Raw genomic sequence first — 23,558 nt, forward strand, 5'->3', positions numbered from 1 at the left:
TTCCGCTCTCGCCCCGCCGCGGGCGGCCGGCGCCCGCACGCGCCCCGTCGCCGTCCGCGGGCCGCGGCGCGGGGTGAGGGCCGCGGCGCAGCACGACGGTCCGCTCGGCGTCGGCGAGGTCGGCCTCGGTAGGGCGGTCGACGTCACGCGCCCGCATCGCACTCGTCGGTGGCAGTCGGGAACGCCCGGCGCCGATGAGGCCGCGCAACTGGCCGTCGACGTCCCCGCCCGGCGCCGGCCGCGGCCGGGCGGGACGGTCGGTCGGGACCATGCGAACATTCCTCCGCCCGCCGACCGTGTGCACTGGGACCAGGCGATCAGCCGCCGGTCGGCCTGATGATCGTAACTCTCCGCGGAGGTCGCCGCGACCGACCGGGGGCGCATATCCGTGGCCTGACGCGGATCGCTCGTGCGGCGCCCCGAGCGGACGGCCGATGCCGTGACCGACGTGCATGAGGGGATTCGGCGTTCGGCCGCACGTGCGGCCGGCGCCGCCGAAATACGCCCGGCCCTCTCCTCCCTTTGATCGCATTCTCTGTTGGGTGTCCGGTGTCTTTTTGTCGTGACCTTCGAGGGATGTCGGTCGCCGACTCGGCGCTGTTTGGTCGCTTTACGTAGGGGAGGCTTTCGTGCTTCCCGTGTCCACGTGTCGGACCCGCTGCGCCATCTGTCCCGCGGTGTCCGTATGCTGGTCGCCACAGAGAGATCCGCCGATAACCCAATGTATGGCCTGTTAGTGCCTGTCCGGGAAGTAAGAGGAACGAGGGTCGGATGCAGACTCGGGTGCGCATACATTGACACTCGTCGTCAATCACTCGAAACTGCATGCTGATCTCGATCGGCTGTCACCAATCGCGACGCCCTGGCCGGCGTCTGTCACCGGTTCCGCCGTCGAAGCCTAGGAGTTGACCCTTGGACAGCGTGCCCGTGAGCGTCATCATCCCGGCCTACAACGAGGCGATGCGTCTACCCGGTTCGCTTCCGCCTCTGGTGTCGGCCCTGCGCCGGATTCCCGGCGCCGAGGTGATCGTGGTCGATGACGGCAGCACGGACGGGACCGCCGCGGTCGCCGAGGAGTACCTGACGGGGCTGCGCGGCGGGCACGTGATGCGGCTGCCGTGGAACTCGGGCAAGGGCGCGGCGGTGCGCGCCGGCGTGTCGATGGCTCGCGGGGAGTCGATCGTCTTCCTCGACGCGGACGGCGCCTCCGACCTGAGTGACCTCCCGTTGCTGCTCGCCGCGCTGGAGCACGCCGAGGTCGCGCTCGGCTCGCGGCGCATCGGCGGCGGCGCGGTCCGCTCCAACGGCCGCCGGGTCGGCAGCTGGGCCTTCAACCAGATCACCCGGTCGCTGGCCAGCCTGGACGTCGCCGACACCCAGTGCGGCTTCAAGGCGTTCCGCGGCCCGGAGGCGAAGCTGCTGTTCAGCCTCGCCCGCTCGTCCGGCTTCGGGTTCGACGTCGAGGTGCTCTCCATCGCCCGCTCGATCGGCTATCGGATCGCCGAGGTGCCGATTCGCTGGGCCGAGGTTCCCGGCGGGACGTTCCGGGTCACCCGGCACACTCCCGCGATGATCGTCGACGTGGTGCGGGCCCGCCGCTACCTGGGACGGGCCGCGCCCGGTCTGGTCATCGCGCCGAGGTCCGCGACCTCCGACGGCCCGACGCCCCCGCCGCCCACCGTCCCGGGGTCCCCCGTGACCCCGTCCACACCGGCCAGGCCGTCGGCGCCGATCGTGCCGCCCACACCTGCCGTGTCCTCGCTCGGCGTGTCCTCGCTCGCCGTGTCCTCCCCGGCGGCGCGCGCGCCACTGTCCCCGCCGCGTCGACCCGCTGCCGAGGGCGACGCCCGCGGGACGAACGATCGTGAGCCGGCGGGTGCGCCGCCCCCCACCACGATCGACCGACCGAAGCCGGGTGTGAGCCGCCCGAACGCCGCGGAGAGCCTGCCTCGCCCGCCGGCCGAGGAGCCGGCGCTCGCCATCCCGAGTCCCGCCGCCGAGCCGACGCCCGCGGTGGCGCTGGCCGCCGCGCTCGGAACGGTCCTCGCGGCGGGCGGCGCCCGGGCGTCGCTGGGCCCGGGCACCGTGGGACCGGACGGCGCGGGCCGCCGCGCGTCCTCCTAGCGCCCGTCGCGCCGGGGCGTCCCGGGGCGAGGTGGGGGGTGTCCGGACGAATGTGGTCCGGTCTGTAGTGTCGGGACACCCCCTTCCGGACCTTGGAGCCAGCGATCCTTTCACCCGCCGGTGGGCCCGCCGTCGCGGCGGCGACCGGGCCGCGCGTGTCCGGGGCGCCCGTCGTGGACGCCGGCGCGGCCCCGTTGTCCCCGCGCGCTCGCCGTACCTCGCGCTGGCCGCTGCTCGGGTTCGCCGTCGGGTTCGCCGTGCTGTACCTGGTGCAGGCGCCGGGCAAGCTGACCGCGGACACCAAGCTCGACGTCCCGCTCGACCCGTGGGGCTTCATGGGCCGGGCTACCCACCTGTGGAACTCCCTCGCCGAGTTCGGCTACCTGCCGAACCAGTACGTCGGCTACCTGTTCCCGATGGGCCCGTTCTTCGGCCTGGGCAAGGCGCTCGGCGTGTCGCCCTGGATCACGCAGCGGCTGTGGATGGCGCTGCTGCTCACCGTCGCGTCGTGGGGCGTGGTGCGCCTCGCGGACGCGCTGCGCATCGGGGTGCCCGTCACCAGGGTCCTGGCGGGGCTGGCCTACACGCTGTCGCCGATGTTCCTCGGCAAGGTGGGGGCGACGTCCGTCGCGATGGCCGGCGCCACGATGCTGCCCTGGATCACCCTGCCGCTCGTCCTCGCGCTGCGCCCCGACGGTGCGCTCGGCGCCGACACGGGCACCGCCGCCGGCCCGGCGGGCCCGGGCGCGGATCCGGCCACCGATCCGGCGTGCCGGCTCTCGCCGCGGCGCGCGGCCGCGCTGTCCGGGCTCGCGATCCTCGCGACCGGCGGGATCAACGCCACCGTCACCCTGTGCGTGCTGCTGTGCCCCGCGGTGGTGCTGCTGTTCGCCGGCGGGACCAGGCGGGCCTGGGCGCTGCGGGCCTGGTGGGTCGTCGCCGTGTTCCTGGCGACGGCCTGGTGGCTGCTCGCGCTGCGGGTGCAGGGCCGCTACGGCCTCAACTTCCTCCCGTACACCGAGACGGCCGAGACGACGACGGCGTCCACGTCCGTCGCCGAGGCGCTGCGCGGCGCGACGGACTGGCTGGCCTACCTGCAGCTGCCGCGGGCCTGGCTGCCCGCCGCGACCGAGTACGTCTCCAGGCCGGTGCCGATCGTCGGCTCCGCCGCGGTCGCCGGGATCGGGCTGTGGGGGCTGTGCCGCTCCGATCTTCCCGCCCGCCGGTTCCTGCTGGTGACCCTGGCCGTCGGCACCGTGTCGGTGTCCGCGGCGTACCCGGGCCACCCGGGTAGCCCGTTCTCCGGTGAGCTGCGTGACCTGCTCGGCAACCAGCTCGGCTTCCTGCGTAACGTCTACAAGTTCCAGCCGGTGGTGCGGCTGCCGATCGCGCTGGGCGTCGCGCACGCCCTGACCGTGCTGCCGACCCGGTTCACCGCGGCCGCCGGCCGGCGGCGGCGGCGGTGGCCCCGGCCCCGCGCCGGGGTGGCGACGGTGACCGCCGCGCTCACCGCGGCCGCGCTGGTGTGCGGCATGACGCCGGCCCTGTCCGGGCGCGCGCTGCAGCCGCGGCCGTTCGGCGCGGTGCCGGACTACTGGGTGCAGGCCGCGGACTGGCTCGGCGGCAACCCGCAGGGCGGCCGCACCCTGGTCGTCCCGGGCTCGCCGTTCGCCGAGTACGACTGGGGACGCCCGCTGGACGAGCCGCTGCAGTGGCTCGCGAAGACCCCGTGGGGGGTGCGCAGCCTCATCCCGCTCGGCGGGGTGGGCGTGACCCGGCTGATGGACGGCATCGAGCACGAGCTGTCCACCGGCTCGGCGACCGGCCTCGCCACGGCGCTCGCCAGGGCCGGCATCGGGCAGATCCTGCTGCGCAACGACCTGGAGCAGAAGGACTGGGACATCCCGCCGTCCACCGACGAGCTGCACCGGGCGCTGCGCTCCTCGGGCCTCACCCTCGCCGCGTCCTTCGGTCCGCAGGTGCTCGGGCGGGCCTCGGCGAAGGAACGGCTCATCCCCGAACTGCGCAATCCCAAGGGCACGGTGCCGGCGCTGGAGGTGTGGACGGTGCCGGGTGGGACGACGCTCGTGCAGTCCTATCCGGCGGACCGGGCGGTCGTCGTCTCCGGCGGACCCGAGGCGACCGTGCAGATGGCCGCGCAGGGCCTGCTCAGTCCCGACCGGGCCGTGGTGCTCGCCAGTGATCTCGCCGCCCCGGCCAACACGACCCCGCCGTCGACCAGCCCCGCCGCGATCAAGGCGGCGCCCGGCGACGTGATCGGCCCGACCACGGCCTGGGTCGACACGGACACCCTCACCCGCCGGGACAGCACGTTCGGCATCGTCCACGACGCCAACTCCTACCTGCTCGGCCCGACCGGCAACGCGGTCGGCCGCGCCGGCTCGCCCAACCAGTGGGCCGAGGACGACGTGGACGGCCACCAGACCGTCGCCGGCTATGCCGGCGGCATGTCCGTCACCGCCTCCTCCTACGGCTACGACCTGCTCGCCGCCCCGGACCTCGCGCCGCAGGCCGCCGTCGACGGCTACCCGGCGACCGCCTGGACGGCGCTGCGCAAGAACGGCACCACCTCGGCCGGCCAGTGGATCCAGCTCGACGTCGGCCGGCGGATGTCCGTGCCGTACATCGACGTCCAGCTGCTCGCCGAGGGGGCCTGGCGCCCGACGGTGCAGGCGATGCGGGTGACCACGCAGGCCGGCACCATCGTGACCACGGTGCGCTCGGTCGAGGACACCCAGCGCCTCGCCGTCCCGCCGGGGGAGAGCCGCTGGTACCGCATCACCTTCGAGCGGGTCAGCCGGGAGAACGACGACACCCTCGGCGCCGGCATCCGGGAGATCACCATCCCCGGCGTCCGGTTCCAGCGCTACGCGCAGCTGCCCGACGACGTCGGGCGCCTGTTCGCCGGCGCCGACAGCGGCCAGTTCGCCTTCTCCCTGGAACGCGAGCGGGTCGATCCGGCGCAGCCGTTCGGCGGGTCCGAGGAGCTGGCCCTGTCCCGCCGGTTCGACGTGCCTCGGCAGACCGACGTGGTCGTCGCCGGCACCGCGAGCTTCCTGCCGCCGCCGCGCGGCACCCCGCCCGCCGACGACGGCCCGCTGCTCGTCGACTGCGGCGACGGCCCCACCCTCGTCGTCGACGGCGGCCGCCACCCGCTGCGGATCACCGGGCGCAACAGCGACGTGACGTCCGTACGGCCGGTGCGGGTGTCGCTGTGCACGCAGGGCGGGGTGCTCGCCCTGTCCGCCGGGCCGCACCTGGTCTCCGTGGACCAGGGGCCGACCTCGATCCTCGTCGACTCGCTCTCGCTGGTCGGGACCGGCCCGGAGCTGTCCGACCAGCCGCCGCGGGCGACGACGGTCCGTCAGTGGGGCTCGGAGCGCCGCACCGTGGACATCGCGGCGGGCAGCCGGGCCTTCCTCGCGGTCCGCGAGAACGCGAACACGTCCTGGACGGCGCGTCTCGGAGGCGGCACGCTCGCCCCGGTCCGTCTCGACGGCTGGCAGCAGGGCTGGATCGTCCCGGCCGGTGCCGGCGGCACGATCGTGATCGAGAACCGGCCCGGCATCGAGTACCGGCGCGATCTGCTCATCGGTCTGGGCCTGGTACTGCTGCTCGTGGCGCTCGCCGTGCTGCCGGGCCGGTATCGGCTGCGGCGGCGCGTCGACCCGGACTCGTACCCGGTCCTCCCCCGCCCGCCGGCCTCGGCACGCCGCCGCCTCGGCCGGGAGAGCCCGCCTGGGACCGGGCCCGCGTGGCTGCCGGCGGTCCTCTGGACGGGCCTGGCGATGATCGCGTTGGTGCTGGTCGCGGGGCCGGTCGCGCTGGCCGTGCCGGTGCTGGTCTGGATCGGCCGGGGCCGGCCGGCTGTGCTGGGCTGGATCGCCGGGCTCGCGATGCTCGGAGCCGGTATCGGCGTCGCGGCCGCGCCGAACAGCCAGCCGGGCAGCGGCAGCGGGGCGTTCAGCACGGTCGTGCAGCTGCTCGGAGCCGTCGCCTTCGCCGCGGCGCTGGCCGCGCTGGCGGTGTGGTCCTGGGAACGGACCCGGGCCGAGCCGGCGGGTCGCGGGCTCAGTGCCGGGGGCGGCGGCGCAGCAGGGGCAGAGTGACGCGGCGCAGCAGGGACCGGTGGGCGAACTCCTCGTCGAACTCGCGGGACAGCTCCGCCCAGTCCTCCGCGTAGCGGAACCCGTCGGCGTCCGCCGACTCGTGGAAGCCCAACACGGTGAGCTCCCGCAGCGACGCGGGCCGGTCGAGCCAGCCGGACAGCAGGGGTGCCGCGGCCGGGAACTCCGCCGCCGCGGCGGCGAACTCGGCGGCGGGATCGAGACGCAGCAGGCTCGCCGTCCGCCACAGCGGGGCGAGCACGGATACGTCGTCGTGGCGGTCCACGGCGCGCAGGGTCGAGACCGAGACGGCGAGCAGCCCCATCCGCAGCAGCTCCGGATCGGCGCGGCGGACCGCCAGCGACGCCATCCGCAGGGCGAACGTGCGCAGCGTCTCCGCCTCCACCTCCGGGCGGATCAGGTCCAGCAGCTGGCCGGGACCGCCGGTGCGGCGCGCCTTGCGCAGCAGGTCGACGATGGCGACGTCGCGCTCGTTCGGGATCGCCACCCCCGCGTAGCGCGCGGTCTCGGCGCCGGTGAGACAGACCAGGTCCGCGAGCTCAAGCCGCTCCGGCGCGAAGTGTCCGTCCTCGGTCATACCGCTCCTTCGGGCCCGGGTCGCGGGTGACGCGGGCGCCGCACCCGCGCGGACGGACGCGCACTCCGCTCGATCAGGCCGGACCGGCGCCCGGGCGCTCGACGCGCGGCAGGCCACCGTCGAGGGTGGAACCGAGCGCCGCGAGCACATAACGTGCCGTTACCATCACCGTGAAGTCCCTGTGACCATCCTCTCAGTTCCCTCGAATGATGACCAGTGTCTGACAGTGGGTAGCCGCCTCGGGGAGTCCCGGGGGAGGGCGGTGGCTCGCCCGGGCGGCCGATGGGGGCGGGGTAGGCAGGGGGTGGCGATCGTCCACCCACCGTCGGGCACCGGGACCCCCGCTGCCCAAAACTACGTTCCGTCACGATCTTCGGTGCTATTCGAGGGCCCGTCGGAGCGGACCGGCGGCGTTGGCGGAGCAACGGCCCGGGCCTGTCACGGATGGTGGCGATACCCCGGGCGGCGGAGCACTCAGTCCCACGGCCCGTCCCCTCGGGGGAGTGACCTCTGTCGCGAACAGGCATTTCTCGGTGGCTAGTCTTAGTGAACTCTTACCGGCGACGCGCGCCATCGCTGTGAATTCGCGAGAAACCCAGGAGAGAGGCCGGCCAACGACTATGGGATGGGCGCACGAGGGCGATGCCCCGGCATCGCCGATACCCGATCGGGTGTTGACTCCTGGTGAGCAGATTCTTGCCGCGTCGGACCGGGCGAGTGCGCCCCTGACCTGCGGGCTGCTGGTGCAGATCGACGGCCGGTTGGACCCCGACCAGCTACGGTCCGCGGTCTGGGCGGTGATTCGTCGCCACCCGATGGCCCGGGCCGTGCTCTACGGCTCCCGCCAGCACGCGTGGCGCTTCGCCGCCGAACCGACCGCGGATCCGTTCGGTTTCGTCGACGACGGGACCGACGGCTGGCGAGTCCAGGAGCTCCTCTCGTCGGCGCCGTTCGACCTGCGCCGCTACCCGCCGCTGCGGGTGGCGCTCGTCCGCCGCCCCGAAGGCGACCAGCTCTGCGTGGTCGCCCACCATCTCGCCTTCGACGGGCTGCGTCTCGCCGCCCTCGTCACCGAGATCCTCGACCACTACCGCCACCCGTCCGACGAGCACCACCCGTCCGACGGTCCGCGGCCGGCGGGCGGCACGGTGCGGGGGATGCCGGCGGGAATGTCCGCGGTGGTCCGTTCCGGGGCGCCGGGCTGGTCGGCGCTGGTGCGTCGCTCCGGTCGCTACATCACCCCGCTGACGCTCGGCCGCGGCGACGGCTACGGCTTCCACCCGATGGTGCTGCCGGCGCCGAGCGGCGGCCGCACTCTTCCCGACGGCCGCCACATGACGGTCAACGACCTGCTGCTCGGGGCCGCGCACCTCGCGGTCGACCGGTGGAACGCCCGGCGCGGCGGCGAGACGGGGCGGCTGCGCATCCGCATGCCGGTCGACCTGGTCACCGCGCCGTCGTTCGCGGCCTCGGCGAGCTCGTCGTCGTTCCCGGGGCCGGCGGAGATCAGCGGCAACCGGACCGGTCAGACGATCATCATGAGCGAGGCGGCCGAGCGGGCCGATCCGGTGCGCCTGGCCGGCCGGGTCGTCGAGCAGACATGCCAGGCCAAGCAGGTCGTCCCGCCGCCGGTGCCGGGCGTGTCGGGTGCCCTCGGGATCGCCGCCGCCCGGTTCGTCCCGGGCCCGTGGCGCAGCACCCTGCTGCGCCTGGGCGTCGCCGCCGGGCGCCCGCTGCTCGCGCCGACCGCCGCGGTCAGCAACCTCGGCCGTCACGACGCGGTGGCCGGACCGATCGGCACGGCCGCGCCGCGCGCGGGGTCCGGGCGGCTGCTCGTCGCGGTCGGCAGCGGCGGCCTGGTGGCCGGTACCGGCCCGGCCGTGACCGCCGTCTACTTCACTGGGACGGCCGGAATGCCGCAGGGCCTGTTCATCGGGGTGCTCGGGATGGGGGACAGGCTCAACGTCACCTTCGGCCATCACCGGCAGCTGTTCGGTCCGGGCTCCGTGCCGGCCTTCGCGGATCTCTTCCGGGCCTCGTTCGCCGAACTGGTCGAGATCGGCTCCGCCGGGTCGGCGACGCCGCCCGCCTCGGCGCCCCCGTCCGTGGCGTCACCGCGGTCCGCCTCGCCGGCACCGGCGTCGGAGCCGGCCGCCGCTCCGGCTCGACGGCCGGAGCGGAGCCGCTTCTCCCCGGCCGCCGACCAGCGCCGGGGCACCGTCCCCACCCGCTGATCGTCCCCACCCGCTGATCGTTCCCGGCCGCGCGGCGCCCGCGCTCGTCGCCGGCGCCCGTGCGGGCGGCGGTTCAGCGGGCGGCGGCCGGGACGCCCGCGGGCGGACCGGGGAGCGGGGCGGCACCGCGGCGGTCGACGGTGGGGGAGGCCGGCAGCGCGTGCCCGGCGGCGAGCAGGAGATCCTCGCCGGTGCCGGGACGCAGGCGTGCCGGCGACCGCAGCCCGGCGCGGGCCAGCGCGGCGCGGGCGTCCGCCTCACCGGTGCCGTAGAGGAGCGCGACCATCTCCGCGCCGGCCGGATCCGGCCGGTAGAGCAGGTCGGTGCGGCGCAGGGCGGGCCGCGGGGCGCCGGGCGCCAGGGTGAAGGTGGCGTGGGTGAGCTCGTCATCCACCCGCCTGCGCTCCCGCCCCCGCCCGCCCGCGCCGGCCAGCCGGTCGATCTCCGCGCCGACCACCCGGGCCAGCAGTTCGGCGCTGGCGTCCCAGGTGAACCCGGACGCCCAGGTCCGTGCGGCGGATCGCACCCGCGCCGCGCCCGCCGGATCCGCGAGGGTGCGCAGCGCCGCGTCCAGCGTGGGCCCGAGCGGCTCGCCGTCCTCGACGAGCCAGCCGGTCACGCCGTCGCGCACCGCGTCGCGCAGTCCGGGGACCCGGAACGCGACCGCCGGCACGCCCAGCGCCGCCGCCTCCAGCACGGACAGTCCCCAGCCCTCGCCATGCGACGGGTTCACCGTCAGCCAGGCCGAGGCGAGCAGCCGGTCCCGGGTGGCGGTGTCGACATAGCCGTGCCATCGCACGACGTCACCGTCGCGGTGGGGGAGGCCCGCGGCGGTGCTGAGCCCGAGTGAGGCGGCATGCGCCCGCAGCCGATCCCGGTCGGGCCCGTCGCCGATGATGTGCACGGCGAGCCCGGGATGCGCGGCGGCGAGGGTCGCCACGGCGTCGAGCAGCAGGTGCAGGCGCTTGTGCGGAACGAGCCGCCCGACGCACACGATCGTCGGCACGGCGGCCGGTCCGCCGCCCTCACCCGCACCGCCACCAACGCCGTCATCGCCGGCGCCGAGGCCGGCCTCGACCCCGGTGGCGCCGTTGGTCGCGGTGGGCGGGGCCATGCTGGTCACGCCGTTGGGAACCAGGTAGCGGGGGCCGGGCAGGCCCAGGACGGCGCGTGCCTCGTCCCGCGTCGACGGCGAGACGACGACGACCGGCCGGTGCCGGTAGACCAGCCGGCTGCCGGGCGACTCCAGCACCTGGCCGACACGGGCGACCGGCCCGGGGAAGTACAGCGGGAACTGCTTCTGGTGGACGTGGTGGAGGACCTGCACGATCGGGGTGGCGGCGGGTAGCACCAACGGGCTGAAGAACGGGATCCCGTTCTGGCAGTCGACGACGGCGTCGACGCGATGCCCGGCGCGCCCGAGACTCGCCAGCCGCGCGAGAACGGCCGGATACACGCCGAAGGTGCCACCCCCCCGGCGTATGTCCACCCCGCCCACGGACTCGGCCGGCAGGGCCGACGGGCCCCCCTCACCGGCCGGCCGGGAGGTCAGCAGAGTGACCCGGACACCCGCCGCGGCGAAGCGTTCGGCGATCGACTGGCAGAACAGTTCCGCCCCGCCGGCCTGGGGATGCGCCCGGTCACGCCAGTTGAGGAACACCACGTGCCGACCGGCGAGCGCGGGCAGGTGGCGCTGCCTCGGCACGGTGGTGGGGGACGGTGGGCGGGACTTTTCCATCGGCAGTGGCGTTCCTCTCGCTGTGGTCCACAGGGCTTAGCATGTTCGCCTGCAACCTACCGATGCCGGAGAAATCGGCGGCCACATACCATGGGCGGCGTTCCGCCATGAGTGACCGATGGGTCCCGAACCAACCCGATGGGGAGACTGATGGCGAAGCCATCGCGCGAGGCTGTGGCCGGGCTGCTTGCCGGGCCGGCGGCTTTGGCGGTCGCCGGGATGCTCGTCAACGGGTGCAACCTGCTGATGAATCTGATCGTCGCGCGGGCGCTGGATTCCGATTCCTACGGCGCGGTGTCCGTCCAGGTCAGCATCTTCCTGATCCTTTCCGTCGCCGGGAACGCCCTGCTCATCGCGGTCGTCCAGCACGAGACGTCGGGCCCCGGCGACACCCGCCGCGAGCAGTGGTTCTGGATCCGCCGGCTGCGCGGGGCCTGCGGCGTCGCGATCGTGATCGCCACGGTCGTCGCGATCGTGCTGTCGCGCCCGATGGCGGCGCTGATGTCCTACCCCCACCCGGTGGCGATCGCCGAGGCGACGATCGGGGCCGCGCTGTGGACGCTGCTGTGCGTCGAGCGCGGCCTGATCCAGGCCCGCGGCGCCTACCAGCGCCTCGCGGTCAACTTCGTCGTCGAGGGCTTCGTCCGGATCGGCCTGGTGATCATCTTCGTGGTGGCGGGGCTGGGAGTCAACGGCGCCGGTCTCGGCATCGTCATCGGGGTGGTCGTCGGGGCCGAGCACGCCCGGTGGGCCGTGGCGCGCACGCCGCGCCTGCCCCGCCCGCCCGCCGCGCCCCGCTGGTCCGCCCCGCAGCTGCCCGACGACGGCACCCCGCCGGCCACCGGTCCGATCCCGGTGCCGATCCCGGCGCCGCGGCCCAGCGCCCGCCAGAGCGTCATCGCCGACACCACCGTCGCGCTCGGCGCGCTGGTGCCGCTGGCGCTGCTGCAGAACATGGACGTGGTCATCGTCGGCTGGCTGGGTTCGTCGGGCGTCGGCGGTTACGCGGCGATCTCGACGGCCTGCAAGGTGCCGGTGTTCATCGGCCTCGCGGTCGCCAACTTCCTGCTGCCCGAGGCGGCGCGCCGGCGCAAGGAGGGCCGGCCCGCCGGCGGCACCCTGGCGATCGCGCTCGCCTTCGTGGTCACCCCCGGGCTGGTGCTGGCGGCCATCGGGCTGGTCGGCGCAAAGTGGCTGCTGGGCCTCGTGTTCGGCCCGCATCTGACCGGCGCGGCCCCCGCCCTGTGGGTGCTGGCGCTCAGCATGACGTTGCTGGCGGTCACCCTGATGTTCACCACCTACCTGCTGGGCGCGGGCGTGCGCAGGGTGGTCGGGGTGCTGGCGGTCGCCACGGTGGCGACGGCGGGGGCGCTGGTGTCGGCCGGCGGCGGGGCGATGGCCACCGCGGTCGCGGCACTGGCCGCCGAATCGGTGACGGCACTGGCGGTCGGGCTGCTCGTCGTCCAGCTACACCACGCCGATCGGCGGGCAGCCGGGCCGGCCCCGGACGCCGTCGAGCCGCGCGGGCCCGCGGCGGTGGGCGATCCCCAGCCCGAGGGCGGTTTCCCGGCGCCCGTGTAGGCGTCCCCGCCAGGGCGTAGCCCATTCGGCCTGTGCCCGATATGTCCGATGGGGTCGTCCGGTACCGTCGATGTACTCGATGAGGGCATCCCTCATCGGTGTGGAGAGCCCCCACCGGCGTCGAGAGGCGGAGGCCACCGCACATGCCAGTCAGGATTCGCTCCGGGGCCGATGGCGGCGAGCGCGGGCGCGCCGCCGCGAGTGGCCATTCCTCCCGGCGGTCGCGTGCCGGTCGCGACGCGCGCGACGATGGTGCCACCACCGCGCCCGCCGGCAGCGCCACCGCGCCGGCGGGCATCGCCGAGGAGCTCGGGCTGACCGCCGACGGCGCGGAGCACGACACGTTGCCCGGTCCCGGCGGGCCGGATCACGACACGTTGCCCGGCGGCTCCGGCCCCGGTGCGCCCCCCGCCCCCGCCCCCCAGCCGGCTTCCCGGCCGGGAGGCGGTGCGGCCTTCGGTGCGGACCGATCCGTGCGCGCACGGCCCGGCCAGGGCGGCGGCGCGGTGGCGGACGGCGCGACCAGTTCCGGCAGTGGCGCTGGCGGCACTGCCGGAAGCGGCGGCGCTGGCGGGACCACGGGCAGCGGCGGCGCCGGCGGGACCAGCGGCGCCGGCGGGCCGGCGCCCGGGGCGGGACCGGCGCCGGTGACGCGCCGGCGGCTGCTCGTCTCCGCCGTCGGGCTCGGCGCGGCCGCGGGCGGCGGGCTGCTCGCCGGCCGGCTGCTGTCCTCCGGCGACGCGGGCCCGGGCGGCCTGCCCCGCACCCATCCGTCCACGCCCGTCGGCGGCGTCACCGCGGGCCCGTCCATGCCGGCCGGGTCGGAGACGGAGCTGCCGGCGAACCTGCTGACCATCTACGGCGCCCCCGGCACCTTCGGGGAACTCGGTGACGGTGCGTCACCCACCCGGATCACCGAGGTGCCCGGCTGGGGCTTCGGCCCCGGCCAGGCCGCGTTCATGTCCGCGGTCTCCCCGGACGGCACCGTCTTCATCTCCACCACGCCGTTCACCGACGACCAGTCGAAGCTGACCGGCACCGACATGGAGCTGGAGATCTTCGAGCCGGAGGCGGGCCGGTTCTCCCGCCTGGTGATCCCCTCCACGCGGGGCCGCACCAGCCTGCCGCGCTTCGACCCGGGCTACCGCGGTGTCGGCGGCGGCGACACGTCCGACGTGATCGTCGTGCCCGGGCCCGACGGCGCCGATCGCGTCGTGTTCACCTCGCTCATGCCGTTCTACGGCTGGGACACCTCGGTCGACGGGGAGCTGCCCAGCGTCGGCCAGCTGCGCCGCGACGGCGGCTCCGGCCGGTGGATGTACGACGCGTCCGCGTCTCGCACGGCGGCCCAGCTGGCCGCGCGCGCCCCCGCCACCATCGCGGCGCGGGCCTTCCCGGTGCTCAACCCGCTCGAGCCGCGCTCGCCGCGGGGGCCGTCGTCGATCGCCCGACTGCCACGCAGCGGGCATCTGGTGATCGCCCAGTACCTGGGCACGGGCCGCGGCGGGACGGACAACGGCGCGCTGCTCGTCCTCGATCTCGACGGGCGGGTCCGCGCCCACTGGCAGTATCCGCAGGTCCGCCCGCTCGGCGTCGAACTCGTCGTCAACCCGCGCGAGGTGGTCGCCGACCCGACCAGCGAGCCCGACGACGAGCGTTTCGTCCTCATCAGCGACGCCCGCGGCCTCGACTACAGCACGCAGCCGTTCCCGATCCAGGAGTTCTCCTACTCCGCCTCCACCGGGACGATCACCCCGCGCAGCACCGCCGTGCGCGCCGTGCAGGACGGGTCGCGGATGGAGTCGGCGGTGTTCGGCGCCGACGGCACCCTCTACGTCGCGCGGACGAAGCAGGACGGCCTGCGCGCCGAGACCCTCGCCGTCTACCCGAAGCTCGGTCGGGAACGGGGCCTGGTGAGCCGCACGCCGGCGACGGGAAACTGGCCGGTCGACACCTGGGGCATCGCGAACCCGCCCGACTACCTCGTCGTCGGCACGGACCGTGGGGGGCTGGTGCGCAGCATCAGCGTCGACCCGAGCACCGGGGCGGTGCTGCTCGCCGGCCTCAACGGACTCGTCCAGACGGTCCGGCCCGCCGGGCGCGGCTCGCGGATGACGTTTCGCACCGGCCAGCCGATCGACGTCGGCCTCAGCAGGCTGCGCGGCCCCTCGACCCGTTATGTCGGCGTGCGCCGCGGGAGTGTCGACGCCGAGCGGCGCAGCCTGTGGCTGCCCGTCAACCAGATGGTGCTCGATGGCCTGACCTGGCCCTATCCGCCGTTCAAGCTCGACCAGTGGCTGTTGCGCGTCGACCTCGACGTCCTGCTGAACGACGGCTAGCGCCCGCCGCCGCGGCCGGGCCGGCGTGCGTGCCCGCACCTGCCTGTAACCCGCGATGATCTGAGCGGGTGCCCCGGTCCCGCGGCCCGGTCAGCCGGCGCTGGCGGCCGCGGCGGCGCGCAGGGGGAGAGCCCGCAGGTAGGGGTCGAAGCGGACCTCGCGGAAGCCGAGATGGCGGTAGAAGTCCCGGCTGCTCGGCGCCGCGCAGTGGGCGAGCAGCAGTGGCAGGCCGACCATGCGGTGCACCGTGAGCGCCCGCATCACCGCGTCGCGGACCAGGCGCGCGCCGAGTCCGCGGCCCTGGTGACGCAGGTCGACGGCGAGACGCCCGATGAACATGGCCGGCACCGGTTCGGTCGGGCGCCGGGAACGCCAGCGGGAGCCGGGGATGCGCTCGACGGCCGCCGTGGCCAGGCAGTAGTAGCCGGCGATGCGACCGTCGTCGACGATCACGAAGGTGTTCGTCGTCCGGTCCTGCTGATGATCCAGGGCATGGTGGCGCAGCCAGCCGTCCAGCGTGTGGTCACCGCTGGAGAACGTGGTGCGGTCCAGGGCCTCGGTCAGGGCCGTCGGCTTGCTGAGGGACACTGCGTGACATCCTTGGACGGGCGCCCGGCGGCGCGGTCGGACGGCGAGGGGCGGTGCGGTGGGGGACTGGTCGGCCTCCCTGCCCGGCACCGCCGATGATGCGAGCCTGCGCTGCCTACTCGGCCTTGTCGGCGCCGGGTCCCTCGTCGAGCAGGCGGCGCAACCGGAGCGTGTCCGCCGAGGGGGCGTTGAGCAGGGCCTCGAACGCGCTCCAGTCGGTGTCCGGCACGCGGAACAGGCGGCGGTCGGCGAGCACCTCGCGGGCGTACCGCTTCATCGCCTCAACGGCGAAGTCCTCCAGCGAGAGGCCCTCACCCTCGGCGGCGTCGCGGATGACCTCCGCGGAGTCCGGGGGCAACGGTACGGAGAGTCGGTCATCCCTGGCGGCACTCATGCAGGCAGTCTGCTCTCCGGGTGGCCGTTGACGCGCGCCGGGTGGCTCACACCACTGCCGGGCAACCACGCCAGAGCCAGTCACCGAAACCAGGGTTCGTCACAGAGAGGTTCGCGCGCCGTGCCACCTTCGCCCGTCCCCACCGTCGCCCTCACCCACGGTGCCCGGATGCCCCGGCTGGGGCTCGGCACCTGGCCGCTGGACGACCAGGCCGTGGCTCCGGTGGTCGAGCGGGCGATCGGGCTCGGCTACCGGCTCATCGACACCGCGCACAACTACGGCAACGAGCGGGGGGTCGGCGCCGGGCTGCGCGCGTCCGGAGTGCCCCGCGAGGAGCTGTTCGTGACGACCAAGTTCAACAGGCGGTCGCACAGCGTGCGCGGCGTCCGCCAGGCCGCGCGGGACAGCGTCCGCCGAATGGGCATCGACTACGTCGACCTGCTGCTCATCCACTGGCCGAACCCGTGGCGCGACCGGTATGTCGCCGCCTGGCGGGGCCTCATCGAGCTGCTGACGGACGGTCAGGTCCGCGCGATCGGGGTGTCGAACTTCAAGACGACGCATCTCGACCGCCTGCTCGCCGAGACCGGGGTGGCACCGGACGTCAACCAGATCCAGCTCGACCCACGCGTGGGCCGCGCCGAGATCCGCGCCTACCACGCCCGCCACGGCATCGTCACCGAGGCGTGGAGCCCGCTGGGCGCCGGCACCGGCCTGCTCACCGAGCCGGTGATCACCCGTATTGCCGCCGAGCACGACCGCACCCCCGCCCAGATCGTGTTGCGCTGGCATCTGGACCTCGGCCTCGTGGTCGTGCCGAAGTCGTCCAGCCCCGCTCGCCTGGCCGAGAACATCGACGTCTTCGACTTCGCCCTGACACCCGCCCAGATCGCCGACATCTGCGCCCTCGACCGCGGACCCGCCGGCGAGGCCGCCGCTCTCGACTCCGACTCCTTCGGTCACTAGGCCGCCCCCCGCAAGCACGCGGGACGGGAGGAAGGACCGCGCCGGGTGGCCTCCCTCCCGCGCCGCGCGTCGTTCAGGAGCCGGCGAAGACCGCAGGCCGGCGGTGCCACCAGGGCATCGCGTCCGCCAGCTGGGCGCCGACCCGGAACAGCAGGTCCTCCCGCCCGTGCGCCGCGACGAGCTGCACGCCGATCGGCAGGCCGTCCGCGCTCATGCCGAGCGGCAGGCTGACCGCCGGGTTGCCGGTGATGTTGAACGGCACCGTGAACGGCCCGTAGTCGAACAGGGCGCGCAGCCAGCTCTCGGTCGTGGAGCGGCCTTCGCCGCGCTCCTCGGCGTTGTAGTCGAGCGCCCCGTGCGGTGCGGGAAGCTGCCCGAGCGTCGGCGTGACCAGCAGGTCGTGGGTCGTGAAGAACCGGGCGATCGCCCGGGTGACCTGGTCGGCCGCATTCAGGGCGGCGACCAGCTCGACGGCGCCGCGCCCGGCGGCCTCGGCGAGCACCACCCGCGAGACGGCCTCCATCCGATGCGCCGGCGGCCGGCGCGGTGCCAGCAGGAACGGCGCGGCGAGCGCGGTCGCCTCCAGCGTCGCGGCCTGGACGACGCCGTCCCAGTCCACCGCGGGACTCGCCGCCTCGACGGGATGGCCGAGCCGCTCGAGCACCTCGCCGACCCGCGTCGTCGCCGCGGCGACCTCGGCGTTCACCGCCACCCCCGACCAGGCCCCGGTCGCCACCGCCACGCGCAGGCACGACGGCTCACCGCCGCGCCGCCCCTCCTCGGCGTAGGGCCGGGCCGGGGGTGGGACGGAGAACGCGTCGCCGAGTCCCGGGCCGCCGACCGCGTCGAGGAGGTGAGCGGCGTCGCGCAGGGTCCTGGTCAGGGCGAACTCGGACAGCATCCCGAACGCGCCGAAACCGGTGCCGGCGCCGTGCGGGGTGCGTCCGCGGCTCGGCTTGAACCCGACCAGGCCGCAGCAGGACGCGGGGATCCGCAGCGAGCCGGCGCCGTCGTTGCCGTGCGCCATCGGTACCGCGCCGGCGGCCACCAGCGCGGCGGATCCACCGCTGGACCCGCCGACTCCGCGGGTGACGTCCCACGGGTTACGGGTGGGCCCGGTCCGGACCGGCTCCGTCGCGAAGTGCAGGCCCAGCTCCGGCGACGTCGTCAGCCCGACGGTCGCGAGCCCGGCCGCGCGGAACCGGGCCATCAGCTCGTGATCCTCCGCGGCGGGGATGCCGTCGCCGAGCGCCCGGCTTCCGCAGAAGAACGGGACGCCCCGCGCCATCGGCCCGGAGTCCTTGATCAGGAAAGGCACCCCGGTGAACGGCCCGACCCCATGGCTGAGCGCCCGGGGGAAGGGTGCCCTTGCCAGGCCGTTGACCTGGTCGTTCACCGCGCCCAGGGCTGCGCGGGCGGCCTGTTCGACCTCGGCCGCGCTGATCTCGCGGTCACGGATCAGCCCGCTCAGGCCGACCGCGTCGAGGCATGCGTACTCGTTGAGCTCCATCGAAGATCCCATCTCGGCGCCCGTTCTCGGGAACGCCACGCAGGCCGGCGGCGCGCGGCACGCGCGGCAACGCCGGCTCGGAGAAAATGATCAGTTCGATGGCAGCTCAGGCTCGCATGACGGGCAGGATGCCAGAGCCGCACTGTCCCGTCGAGGGATTTTCCGGGACCGCGGCAGGCCGGCGTGCCCCCGGGGCAGTGCTCGGCAGCGTCGGGTGCGCGGCGTCAGGAGGTCATGTCGCGGCGCTGGAAGAAGAGGATGGCCACGAGGAGCATGACGGCGGCGTAGAGCAGGCCGCGCAGCAGCGCGGCGGAGTAGGGCATGTCGAAGGTTGCGCCACCGGTGGCCACCTCCTGCATGAGCTGGACGGGGAGCCAGTCGCGGGCGGGATGGTAGATGCGGGAGATGAGCATCTCGACCGGCAGGGCGTAGGCGAGGGACACGGCGATCGCGGCGGCGGGGCCGCGGAGCAGGATCGCGGCCAGGGCACCGACGGCGGCGTAGCCCAGGGAGCCGACGCTGAGGTTCAGGAAGCCGGACCCCAGGGCGGCGAGGCCGGAGCCGGTGAGCCAGGCCGACGTCGACACCCCGGCAACCGGCGCGAGCGCGAACGACAACGCCGTCGACGCGAGCAGCGCCACCGCGACCACCAGGACGACGAACAAGGCCAGCGCGACGAGCTTCCCGACGAGCAGCCGCGCCCGATGGGGCTGCGCGACGAGCTGGTTGCGCAGCGTCCCGTGGCTGTGGTCGCCGGCGAGGGCCGCGGCGACGACGGACAGGGCCACCACGCCGAGCAGGATGCTCACCGCCTGCGCGCCCTGCACCAGACCGGTCGGGTGGGACAGCGCGGCGGCGGTGACGGGGTCGCCGTCGAAGTCGTTGTGGCCGACCGAGAAGAACGTCAGCACCGTGCCGAGGATGGAGCAGGCGAGCACGGCGCCGAGCGTGCCCAGGGCGAACCGGGGGCGCAGCAGCGGCACCCATTCGGCGCGGAACGCGTTGATCACGTGGCGCCTCCGCGGCTCTGAGCCGGGCCGAGGCCGGCGCCCACCGGCGGGACGCTGCCGTCCGACACCGGGCGCACCTCGTCGGCGCGGGAGAGGTCGCCGTCGATCTCGCCGGTGACCCGCAGGAACGTCTCCTCGAGGTTCGGCCGGTGGGCGCGCAGCGACCGCAGTGCGATCCCGGCGCTCATCGCGAGCCGGTTCAGATCGGCTGCCAGCACCTCGGGCGCGTGCACGGTGATCACCGGACGGTGCTCGGGGGCGGCGACGGCGTCCGGGGGGCCGATGCGCATGTCGATCTCGACGCGCAGGCCGGCTTCGTCGAGGATCCGGGCGAGCTGGCGGGCGTCGCCGTCATGCTCGGGAACGAGGTGGATGCGCGGATCCTCCGCCGCCAGCAGCTCGGTGACGTGCCCCTGGAAGAGCATCCTGCCCCGGTCGAGCATCACCAGGTGATCGCAGATCTGCTCCACCTCGGTGAGCAGATGGCTGGAGACGAACACGGTCATCCCGGCGCCGGCGAGCTGACCGAGCAGCGCCCGGATCTCCCGGATGCCGGCCGGGTCGAGGCCGTTCGTCGGCTCGTCCAGGATCAGCAGGCTGGGCTTCGGCAGCAGGGCGGCGGCGATGCCGAGGCGCTGCTTCATGCCCAGGGAGTAGGACGCGAACGGATCCTGCGCCCGGTCGCCGAGGCCCACCTGCGCCAGGACCTCGTCGACACGGCGGCGGAGCTGGCCGCGCCGGCCCCCGAGGCCGCGCAGGATGGCAAGCTGGTCGAGGTTGCGCCGGCCGGACAGGCCGGGGTGGAACGTCGGGCCCTCGATCATCGCACCGACGCGGTGCAGGTAACGGTCCGGCCGGCCGATGGGCTCGCCGAGGACGTGGCCGCGCCCGGCGGTGGGCCGCAGCAGGCCCAGCAGCATCCGCAGGGTCGTCGACTTGCCGGCGCCGTTCGGCCCGACGAAGCCGGACAGCGCACCGCGGGGCACCTGCAGATCCAGGTGGTCGACGGCGCGCCGCTGGCCGTAGCTCTTCGTCAGGCCGCGCGTCCAGATCGCCGCGTCGGACCGGGCCAGGCTCCTCGTGCCCCCCGCCCAGGCCGCGGGCGCGCGCGCCGTGCCCGCATCCGCCTGAGCGGCGGACGGTCCGAAGGTCATCGTCGTCGTACTCCCAACCTCGAGTGTCGTGCCGCCCCAGCCGGGCGCCATGACCTCGAAACACGGCGCCGAGCCAGCGCGGGCCCGCAACAGTGGAATGCCCGCACCAGTCCACGATCGACCCTGGCCGGCCCGAACCACGTGGGCGCTCGCGCTATGGGCGCAGCATGGTGCAAACACGCGCGAACGGACGGTTCGGCGCCGCACAAGAACATCGCCCGGGACGGGGAACATCGCCGGGGAAGCGTGGGGTGCGTGCGGACGAGTCAGGCACCGACACATGTCAGGGGCGCCGCGTCCACGATTTCCAACGACCGGCCCACAGCCGGCGTTCCGGCGTGGCGGTGATGGTTTCGCCGATTGTCGGGCCACGCGGTGGTGAACGGTTCCGGCACAGTGGCTGAACTGTGATCGGTCGGTTCATTTGACCTTTGCTGGGCGGACATGTCCCGGCCGGTCGCCGGGCGTCCGCGCGGCGGCCGAGGCGGGTGACGGATCCGCGTCGCGGATCCGGGCCGGCGCCCCCGCCCCCGCCCCCGCCCCCGCCCCTGGTCCGCCGCAGGTCGTGGACGACAATCCTGACGTGGGTGAGACGGCTGGCCTCCGGCGAGGCATCCGGGTGCTGACCCTGTTCGCCGGGCTCGCGGTCATCCTGATGCTGGTGCTCGCCGTCTTCTCGGCGCTGCGATCGCGGCATGCCGCGGGCGAGCGGGGCCGCCATCTCGACCCGGCGGCGACCACCACGGCGCTGCTCCTCGCCGCCTACGTGGACCAGGAAAGCGCCCTGCGCGGCTACATCGTCACCCGCGACCGCGGCTTCCTCGCCCCCTTTCATGCCTCCGACCGGGAGCTGCCGGGCCTGGACGCCCGCCTCGCCGACCTGCTGGCCCAGTTCCCCGACCTGCGTGCACAGCACGACAAGGTCGGCGAGGCGTATCGCACCTGGCGCAGCGAGGTCGTCCAGCCGGAACTCGCCGCGATGGCCCGCGGGGACGTCGCCCGCGCCTCGTCGATCGTCCGCTCCAGCGCCCGCGAGGACTTCGACGAGCTGCGCCGCCAGGTCGCCGGGCTCGCCGGCCAGATCGACCGCGAGCAGACCGAGGCGTCCAACCGGGTCGAGAACGCCGCGGTGCTGCTGCTGAGCTCGCTGGTCAGCGCGATGGCCGTCATCCTCGGCGTGCTCGTGACGGTCATGATCGTGTCCCGGCGCTGGCTGCTGCGCCCGATCGGCGCCCTGCAGCGCTCCGTCAACGCGGTCGCCGCCGGGCGCTACGACACGCGCATCCCCTCGGTCGGCCCGGCCGAGATCGTCGCCCTGGCCACCGACGTCGAGACGATGCGCGCCCAGCTCGTCCGGCTCGTCCGGCAGAACGAGCGGTCCTGGGAAGCGCTCGCCCAACAGGGGCCGGCCGTGATCGCGCTGCGCGACGCGCTGACCCCCTCGGTACTGCGCGCCCGGGGCGTGATGCTGCACGGCCGGGTCGATCCCGCCCAGGGCGAGCTCGCCGGTGACTGGTACGACGCCCTTGACCTGCCGGACGGCCGGGTCGCGGTGATCGTCGGCGACGTCTCCGGCCACGGTGCCACCGCCGGCGTGTTCGCCCTGCGGCTCAAGCAGCTCCTAGACGCCGCGCTGTCCACCGGTGCCACGCCCGCCATCGCCGTGGAATGGGTCGTCGAGAACCTCGGCGACACCGAGGAGATGTTCGCCACCGCGATCATCTCCATCGTCGACCCCGGCAGCGGCGAACTCACCTACGTCAACGCGGGCCACCCCGACGTCCTGCTGCTGCGCCGGGCCGGTGCGGCGTGGCCTGAGCGGACGACCTCCGCGGCCGCCCCTCCCGCCACGCCCGCGTCCGCGCCTGAGCCCGCGTCCACGTCCGCGCCTGAGCCCGCGTCCACGTCCGCCTCCGAGGCTCCGTCGGCGCCGAGGCCGTCGCCCGCGCCGGAGCCTCCCGCAGTTCCAGCGTCCCCATCCCCGTCCGCGTCGGCGCCCGTGTCGGAGTCCCCGTCCGGGCCGGTTTCTCCCGCCGAGCCGTCGTCCGCGCCGCCATCCACGTCCGCGCCGGCGGCCGCGCAGATCGTCCGGCTGCCGCCGACGGGCCCGTTGATGTCCAGCCTGCTGACCGGCCCTGGTGCCTGGGAGAGCCGCACCCTGCGCCTCGACCCTGGTGACGTGCTCATCGCCTACACCGACGGGCTGGTCGAGGCCCGCGACGGCGACGGCCGCCAGTTCGGTGTGCACCGGCTGATCGCGGAGATCCTGCGCGACCCGGGCCGCACTCCGCTGGCCCTGCTCGACGACGCCTTCGACGCCGTGCGCCGGCACGCGCCGGGGCGGCAGGGCGACGACCGGACGGCCATCATCCTCGCCCGCACCGATCAGCCGCCCCAGAGCGCGGACGGTTCGTCGTGATGGCGACTACTAGCGTGGTCACAGGGATTTTCGGGTACATCGCCCACCATGAACGACGAGTCCGGCACGGACCGGCCCACCCGCTCCACGCGGTCCCCGCGTGCCCTGGTCTCCCGCTTCAGCCCGCTGCGGCTGATCGCCACCATCCTGCTCGCCGTGCTCGTCGTCGGCCTCGTCGCGGTGGTGGCCGGCTGGCGACCCAGTCTCAACCCGTTCACGCAGCGCACGATCGACCGCAGCTCCCCGGCGGTGCTGCGCTCGCTGGAGGATCTCAGCCAGTACCACGCCGCGGGCGCCCACTTCGAGGTCGTCGTCGACCTGGAGCAGGACACGAAGTGGCTGCCGTCGGCGCTGAAGGGTGAGCGCACCCTGTTCGTCGGGGTCGGCACGGTCGACGCGATGGTCGACTTCGGTCATCTGGACGCCGGCGCCGTCAAGGTGTCGCCGGACCGCCGCTCGGTGAGCATCGAGCTGCCGAACCCGACCCTGTCCAAGCCGCAGCTCGACCTCGACCACAGCTATGTAGTCGCCCGCCAGCGCGGGGTGCTGGACCGGGTCGGCGGCCTGGTCGGCGGCGTCAGCAGTGACAAGGCGCTCTACCAGAAGGCCTCGACGAAGATGGCCCAGGCCGCCCAGACCGACGGCCAGGTCCTCGAGCTGGGCAAGAAGAACACCACCGCGATGCTGCGCGGCCTGCTCGGGGCCCTGGGCTTCACCAACGTCCAGGTCACCTACGCCGCCGACCGCCGCTGACCCGGCCCTCCCGCCCGCGACGC

At 74.6% G+C, this 23,558-nt stretch carries 15 protein-coding genes and 1 pseudogene; 8 read left to right on the top strand and 8 right to left on the bottom strand.

Features of this window, described 5'->3' with window-relative positions:
* Positions 1–271 (bottom strand): annotated as a pseudogene (locus AC6EXY_RS01105) (hypothetical protein); the annotation flags it as partial.
* A 650-nt stretch (positions 272–921) separates the two neighbouring features.
* Between AC6EXY_RS01105 and AC6EXY_RS01110 the strand changes: the two are divergent.
* Both AC6EXY_RS01110 and AC6EXY_RS01115 read left to right on the top strand, forming a co-directional pair.
* Complete coding sequence (locus AC6EXY_RS01110) at positions 922–2,124, top strand: glycosyltransferase (RefSeq protein WP_499818899.1); 1,203 nt, start codon at positions 922–924, stop codon at positions 2,122–2,124.
* 155 nt (positions 2,125–2,279) lie between these two features.
* On the top strand, positions 2,280–6,254 hold the full coding sequence (locus tag AC6EXY_RS01115) for an alpha-(1->3)-arabinofuranosyltransferase domain-containing protein (protein WP_499818896.1): 3,975 nt from the start codon (positions 2,280–2,282) through the stop codon (positions 6,252–6,254).
* On the opposite strand, the gene AC6EXY_RS01120 is transcribed toward AC6EXY_RS01115, so the two are convergent.
* Positions 6,217–6,849: a hypothetical protein gene (locus tag AC6EXY_RS01120; RefSeq protein WP_243407723.1), complete on the bottom strand. Its 633-nt coding sequence runs from the start codon at positions 6,847–6,849 to the stop codon at positions 6,217–6,219. The genes AC6EXY_RS01115 and AC6EXY_RS01120 overlap by 38 nt on opposite strands.
* Before the next feature lie 671 nt (positions 6,850–7,520).
* Here AC6EXY_RS01120 and AC6EXY_RS01125 point away from each other — a divergent pair.
* Complete coding sequence (locus AC6EXY_RS01125; protein WP_243407888.1) at positions 7,521–9,083, top strand: condensation domain-containing protein; 1,563 nt, start codon at positions 7,521–7,523, stop codon at positions 9,081–9,083.
* A 73-nt stretch (positions 9,084–9,156) separates the two neighbouring features.
* Here AC6EXY_RS01125 and AC6EXY_RS01130 read toward each other — a convergent pair whose 3' ends face one another.
* Positions 9,157–10,821 carry a glycosyltransferase family 4 protein gene (locus tag AC6EXY_RS01130; RefSeq protein ID WP_499818897.1) on the bottom strand — a complete coding sequence of 555 codons (1,665 nt, stop codon included), beginning with the start codon at positions 10,819–10,821 and terminating at the stop codon, positions 9,157–9,159.
* Between the two features lie 150 nt (positions 10,822–10,971).
* Here AC6EXY_RS01130 and AC6EXY_RS01135 point away from each other — a divergent pair, with 150 nt between their 5' ends.
* Both AC6EXY_RS01135 and AC6EXY_RS01140 read left to right on the top strand, forming a co-directional pair.
* Positions 10,972–12,402 (top strand): lipopolysaccharide biosynthesis protein, encoded by a 1,431-nt coding sequence (locus tag AC6EXY_RS01135; protein WP_499818898.1) that lies wholly within the window; start codon positions 10,972–10,974, stop codon positions 12,400–12,402.
* 143 nt (positions 12,403–12,545) lie between these two features.
* Positions 12,546–14,741, top strand: a complete 2,196-nt coding sequence (locus AC6EXY_RS01140; protein WP_499842276.1) for a hypothetical protein — start codon at positions 12,546–12,548, stop codon at positions 14,739–14,741.
* 90 nt (positions 14,742–14,831) lie between these two features.
* Here the strand turns inward: AC6EXY_RS01140 and AC6EXY_RS01145 are convergent, their stop codons facing one another.
* Positions 14,832–15,329 (bottom strand): GNAT family N-acetyltransferase, encoded by a 498-nt coding sequence (locus AC6EXY_RS01145; RefSeq protein WP_101832208.1) that lies wholly within the window; start codon positions 15,327–15,329, stop codon positions 14,832–14,834.
* A 115-nt stretch (positions 15,330–15,444) separates the two neighbouring features.
* Complete coding sequence (locus tag AC6EXY_RS01150) at positions 15,445–15,723, bottom strand: type II toxin-antitoxin system TacA family antitoxin (protein WP_101832207.1); 279 nt, start codon at positions 15,721–15,723, stop codon at positions 15,445–15,447.
* Between the two features lie 120 nt (positions 15,724–15,843).
* Between AC6EXY_RS01150 and AC6EXY_RS01155 the strand changes: the two genes are divergently transcribed.
* Positions 15,844–16,689, top strand: a complete 846-nt coding sequence (locus AC6EXY_RS01155; protein WP_101832206.1) for an aldo/keto reductase — start codon at positions 15,844–15,846, stop codon at positions 16,687–16,689.
* A 73-nt stretch (positions 16,690–16,762) separates the two neighbouring features.
* Here the strand turns inward: AC6EXY_RS01155 and AC6EXY_RS01160 are convergent, their stop codons facing one another.
* The 3 genes from AC6EXY_RS01160 to AC6EXY_RS01170 all read right to left on the bottom strand — a co-directional run bounded on the left by AC6EXY_RS01160 (position 16,763) and on the right by AC6EXY_RS01170 (position 20,363).
* Positions 16,763–18,199 carry an amidase gene (locus AC6EXY_RS01160; protein WP_499818093.1) on the bottom strand — a complete coding sequence of 479 codons (1,437 nt, stop codon included), beginning with the start codon at positions 18,197–18,199 and terminating at the stop codon, positions 16,763–16,765.
* Positions 18,200–18,423: 224 nt separating this feature from the next.
* Positions 18,424–19,209 (bottom strand): DUF2705 family protein, encoded by a 786-nt coding sequence (locus tag AC6EXY_RS01165; RefSeq protein WP_101832204.1) that lies wholly within the window; start codon positions 19,207–19,209, stop codon positions 18,424–18,426.
* Entirely contained in the window at positions 19,206–20,363 is a 1,158-nt protein-coding gene (locus AC6EXY_RS01170; protein WP_101832203.1) for an ABC transporter ATP-binding protein, read from the bottom strand. Before AC6EXY_RS01170 ends, AC6EXY_RS01165 begins: the two co-directional genes overlap by 4 nt.
* A 583-nt stretch (positions 20,364–20,946) precedes the next feature.
* Between AC6EXY_RS01170 and AC6EXY_RS01175 the strand changes: the two genes are divergently transcribed.
* Together AC6EXY_RS01175 and AC6EXY_RS01180 are read left to right on the top strand one after the other, a co-directional pair.
* Positions 20,947–22,782: a SpoIIE family protein phosphatase gene (locus AC6EXY_RS01175; RefSeq protein WP_101833129.1), complete on the top strand. Its 1,836-nt coding sequence runs from the start codon at positions 20,947–20,949 to the stop codon at positions 22,780–22,782.
* Positions 22,783–22,830: 48 nt separating this feature from the next.
* The gene (locus tag AC6EXY_RS01180) at positions 22,831–23,535 is read left to right on the top strand and encodes a DUF4230 domain-containing protein (RefSeq protein ID WP_101833124.1); all 705 of its coding nucleotides are present in this window, start codon (positions 22,831–22,833) and stop codon (positions 23,533–23,535) included.
* Positions 23,536–23,558 lie beyond the last annotated feature (23 nt).

It is taken from the genome of Frankia sp. RB5, assembly GCF_059816245.1.

Excerpts from the sequence above, each read along its gene's own strand:
- AC6EXY_RS01120 (WP_243407723.1), bottom strand. The coding sequence starts at position 6,849 with ATGACCGAGGACGGACACTTCGCGCCGGAGCGGCTTGAGCTCGCGGAC.
- AC6EXY_RS01130 (WP_499818897.1), bottom strand. The coding sequence starts at position 10,821 with ATGGAAAAGTCCCGCCCACCGTCCCCCACCACCGTGCCGAGGCAGCGC.
- AC6EXY_RS01135 (WP_499818898.1), top strand. The coding sequence starts at position 10,972 with ATGGCGAAGCCATCGCGCGAGGCTGTGGCCGGGCTGCTTGCCGGGCCG.
- AC6EXY_RS01140 (WP_499842276.1), top strand. The coding sequence starts at position 12,546 with ATGCCAGTCAGGATTCGCTCCGGGGCCGATGGCGGCGAGCGCGGGCGC.
- AC6EXY_RS01150 (WP_101832207.1), bottom strand. The coding sequence starts at position 15,723 with ATGAGTGCCGCCAGGGATGACCGACTCTCCGTACCGTTGCCCCCGGAC.
- AC6EXY_RS01160 (WP_499818093.1), bottom strand. The coding sequence starts at position 18,199 with ATGGAGCTCAACGAGTACGCATGCCTCGACGCGGTCGGCCTGAGCGGG.
- AC6EXY_RS01170 (WP_101832203.1), bottom strand. The coding sequence starts at position 20,363 with ATGACCTTCGGACCGTCCGCCGCTCAGGCGGATGCGGGCACGGCGCGC.
- AC6EXY_RS01180 (WP_101833124.1), top strand. The coding sequence starts at position 22,831 with ATGAACGACGAGTCCGGCACGGACCGGCCCACCCGCTCCACGCGGTCC.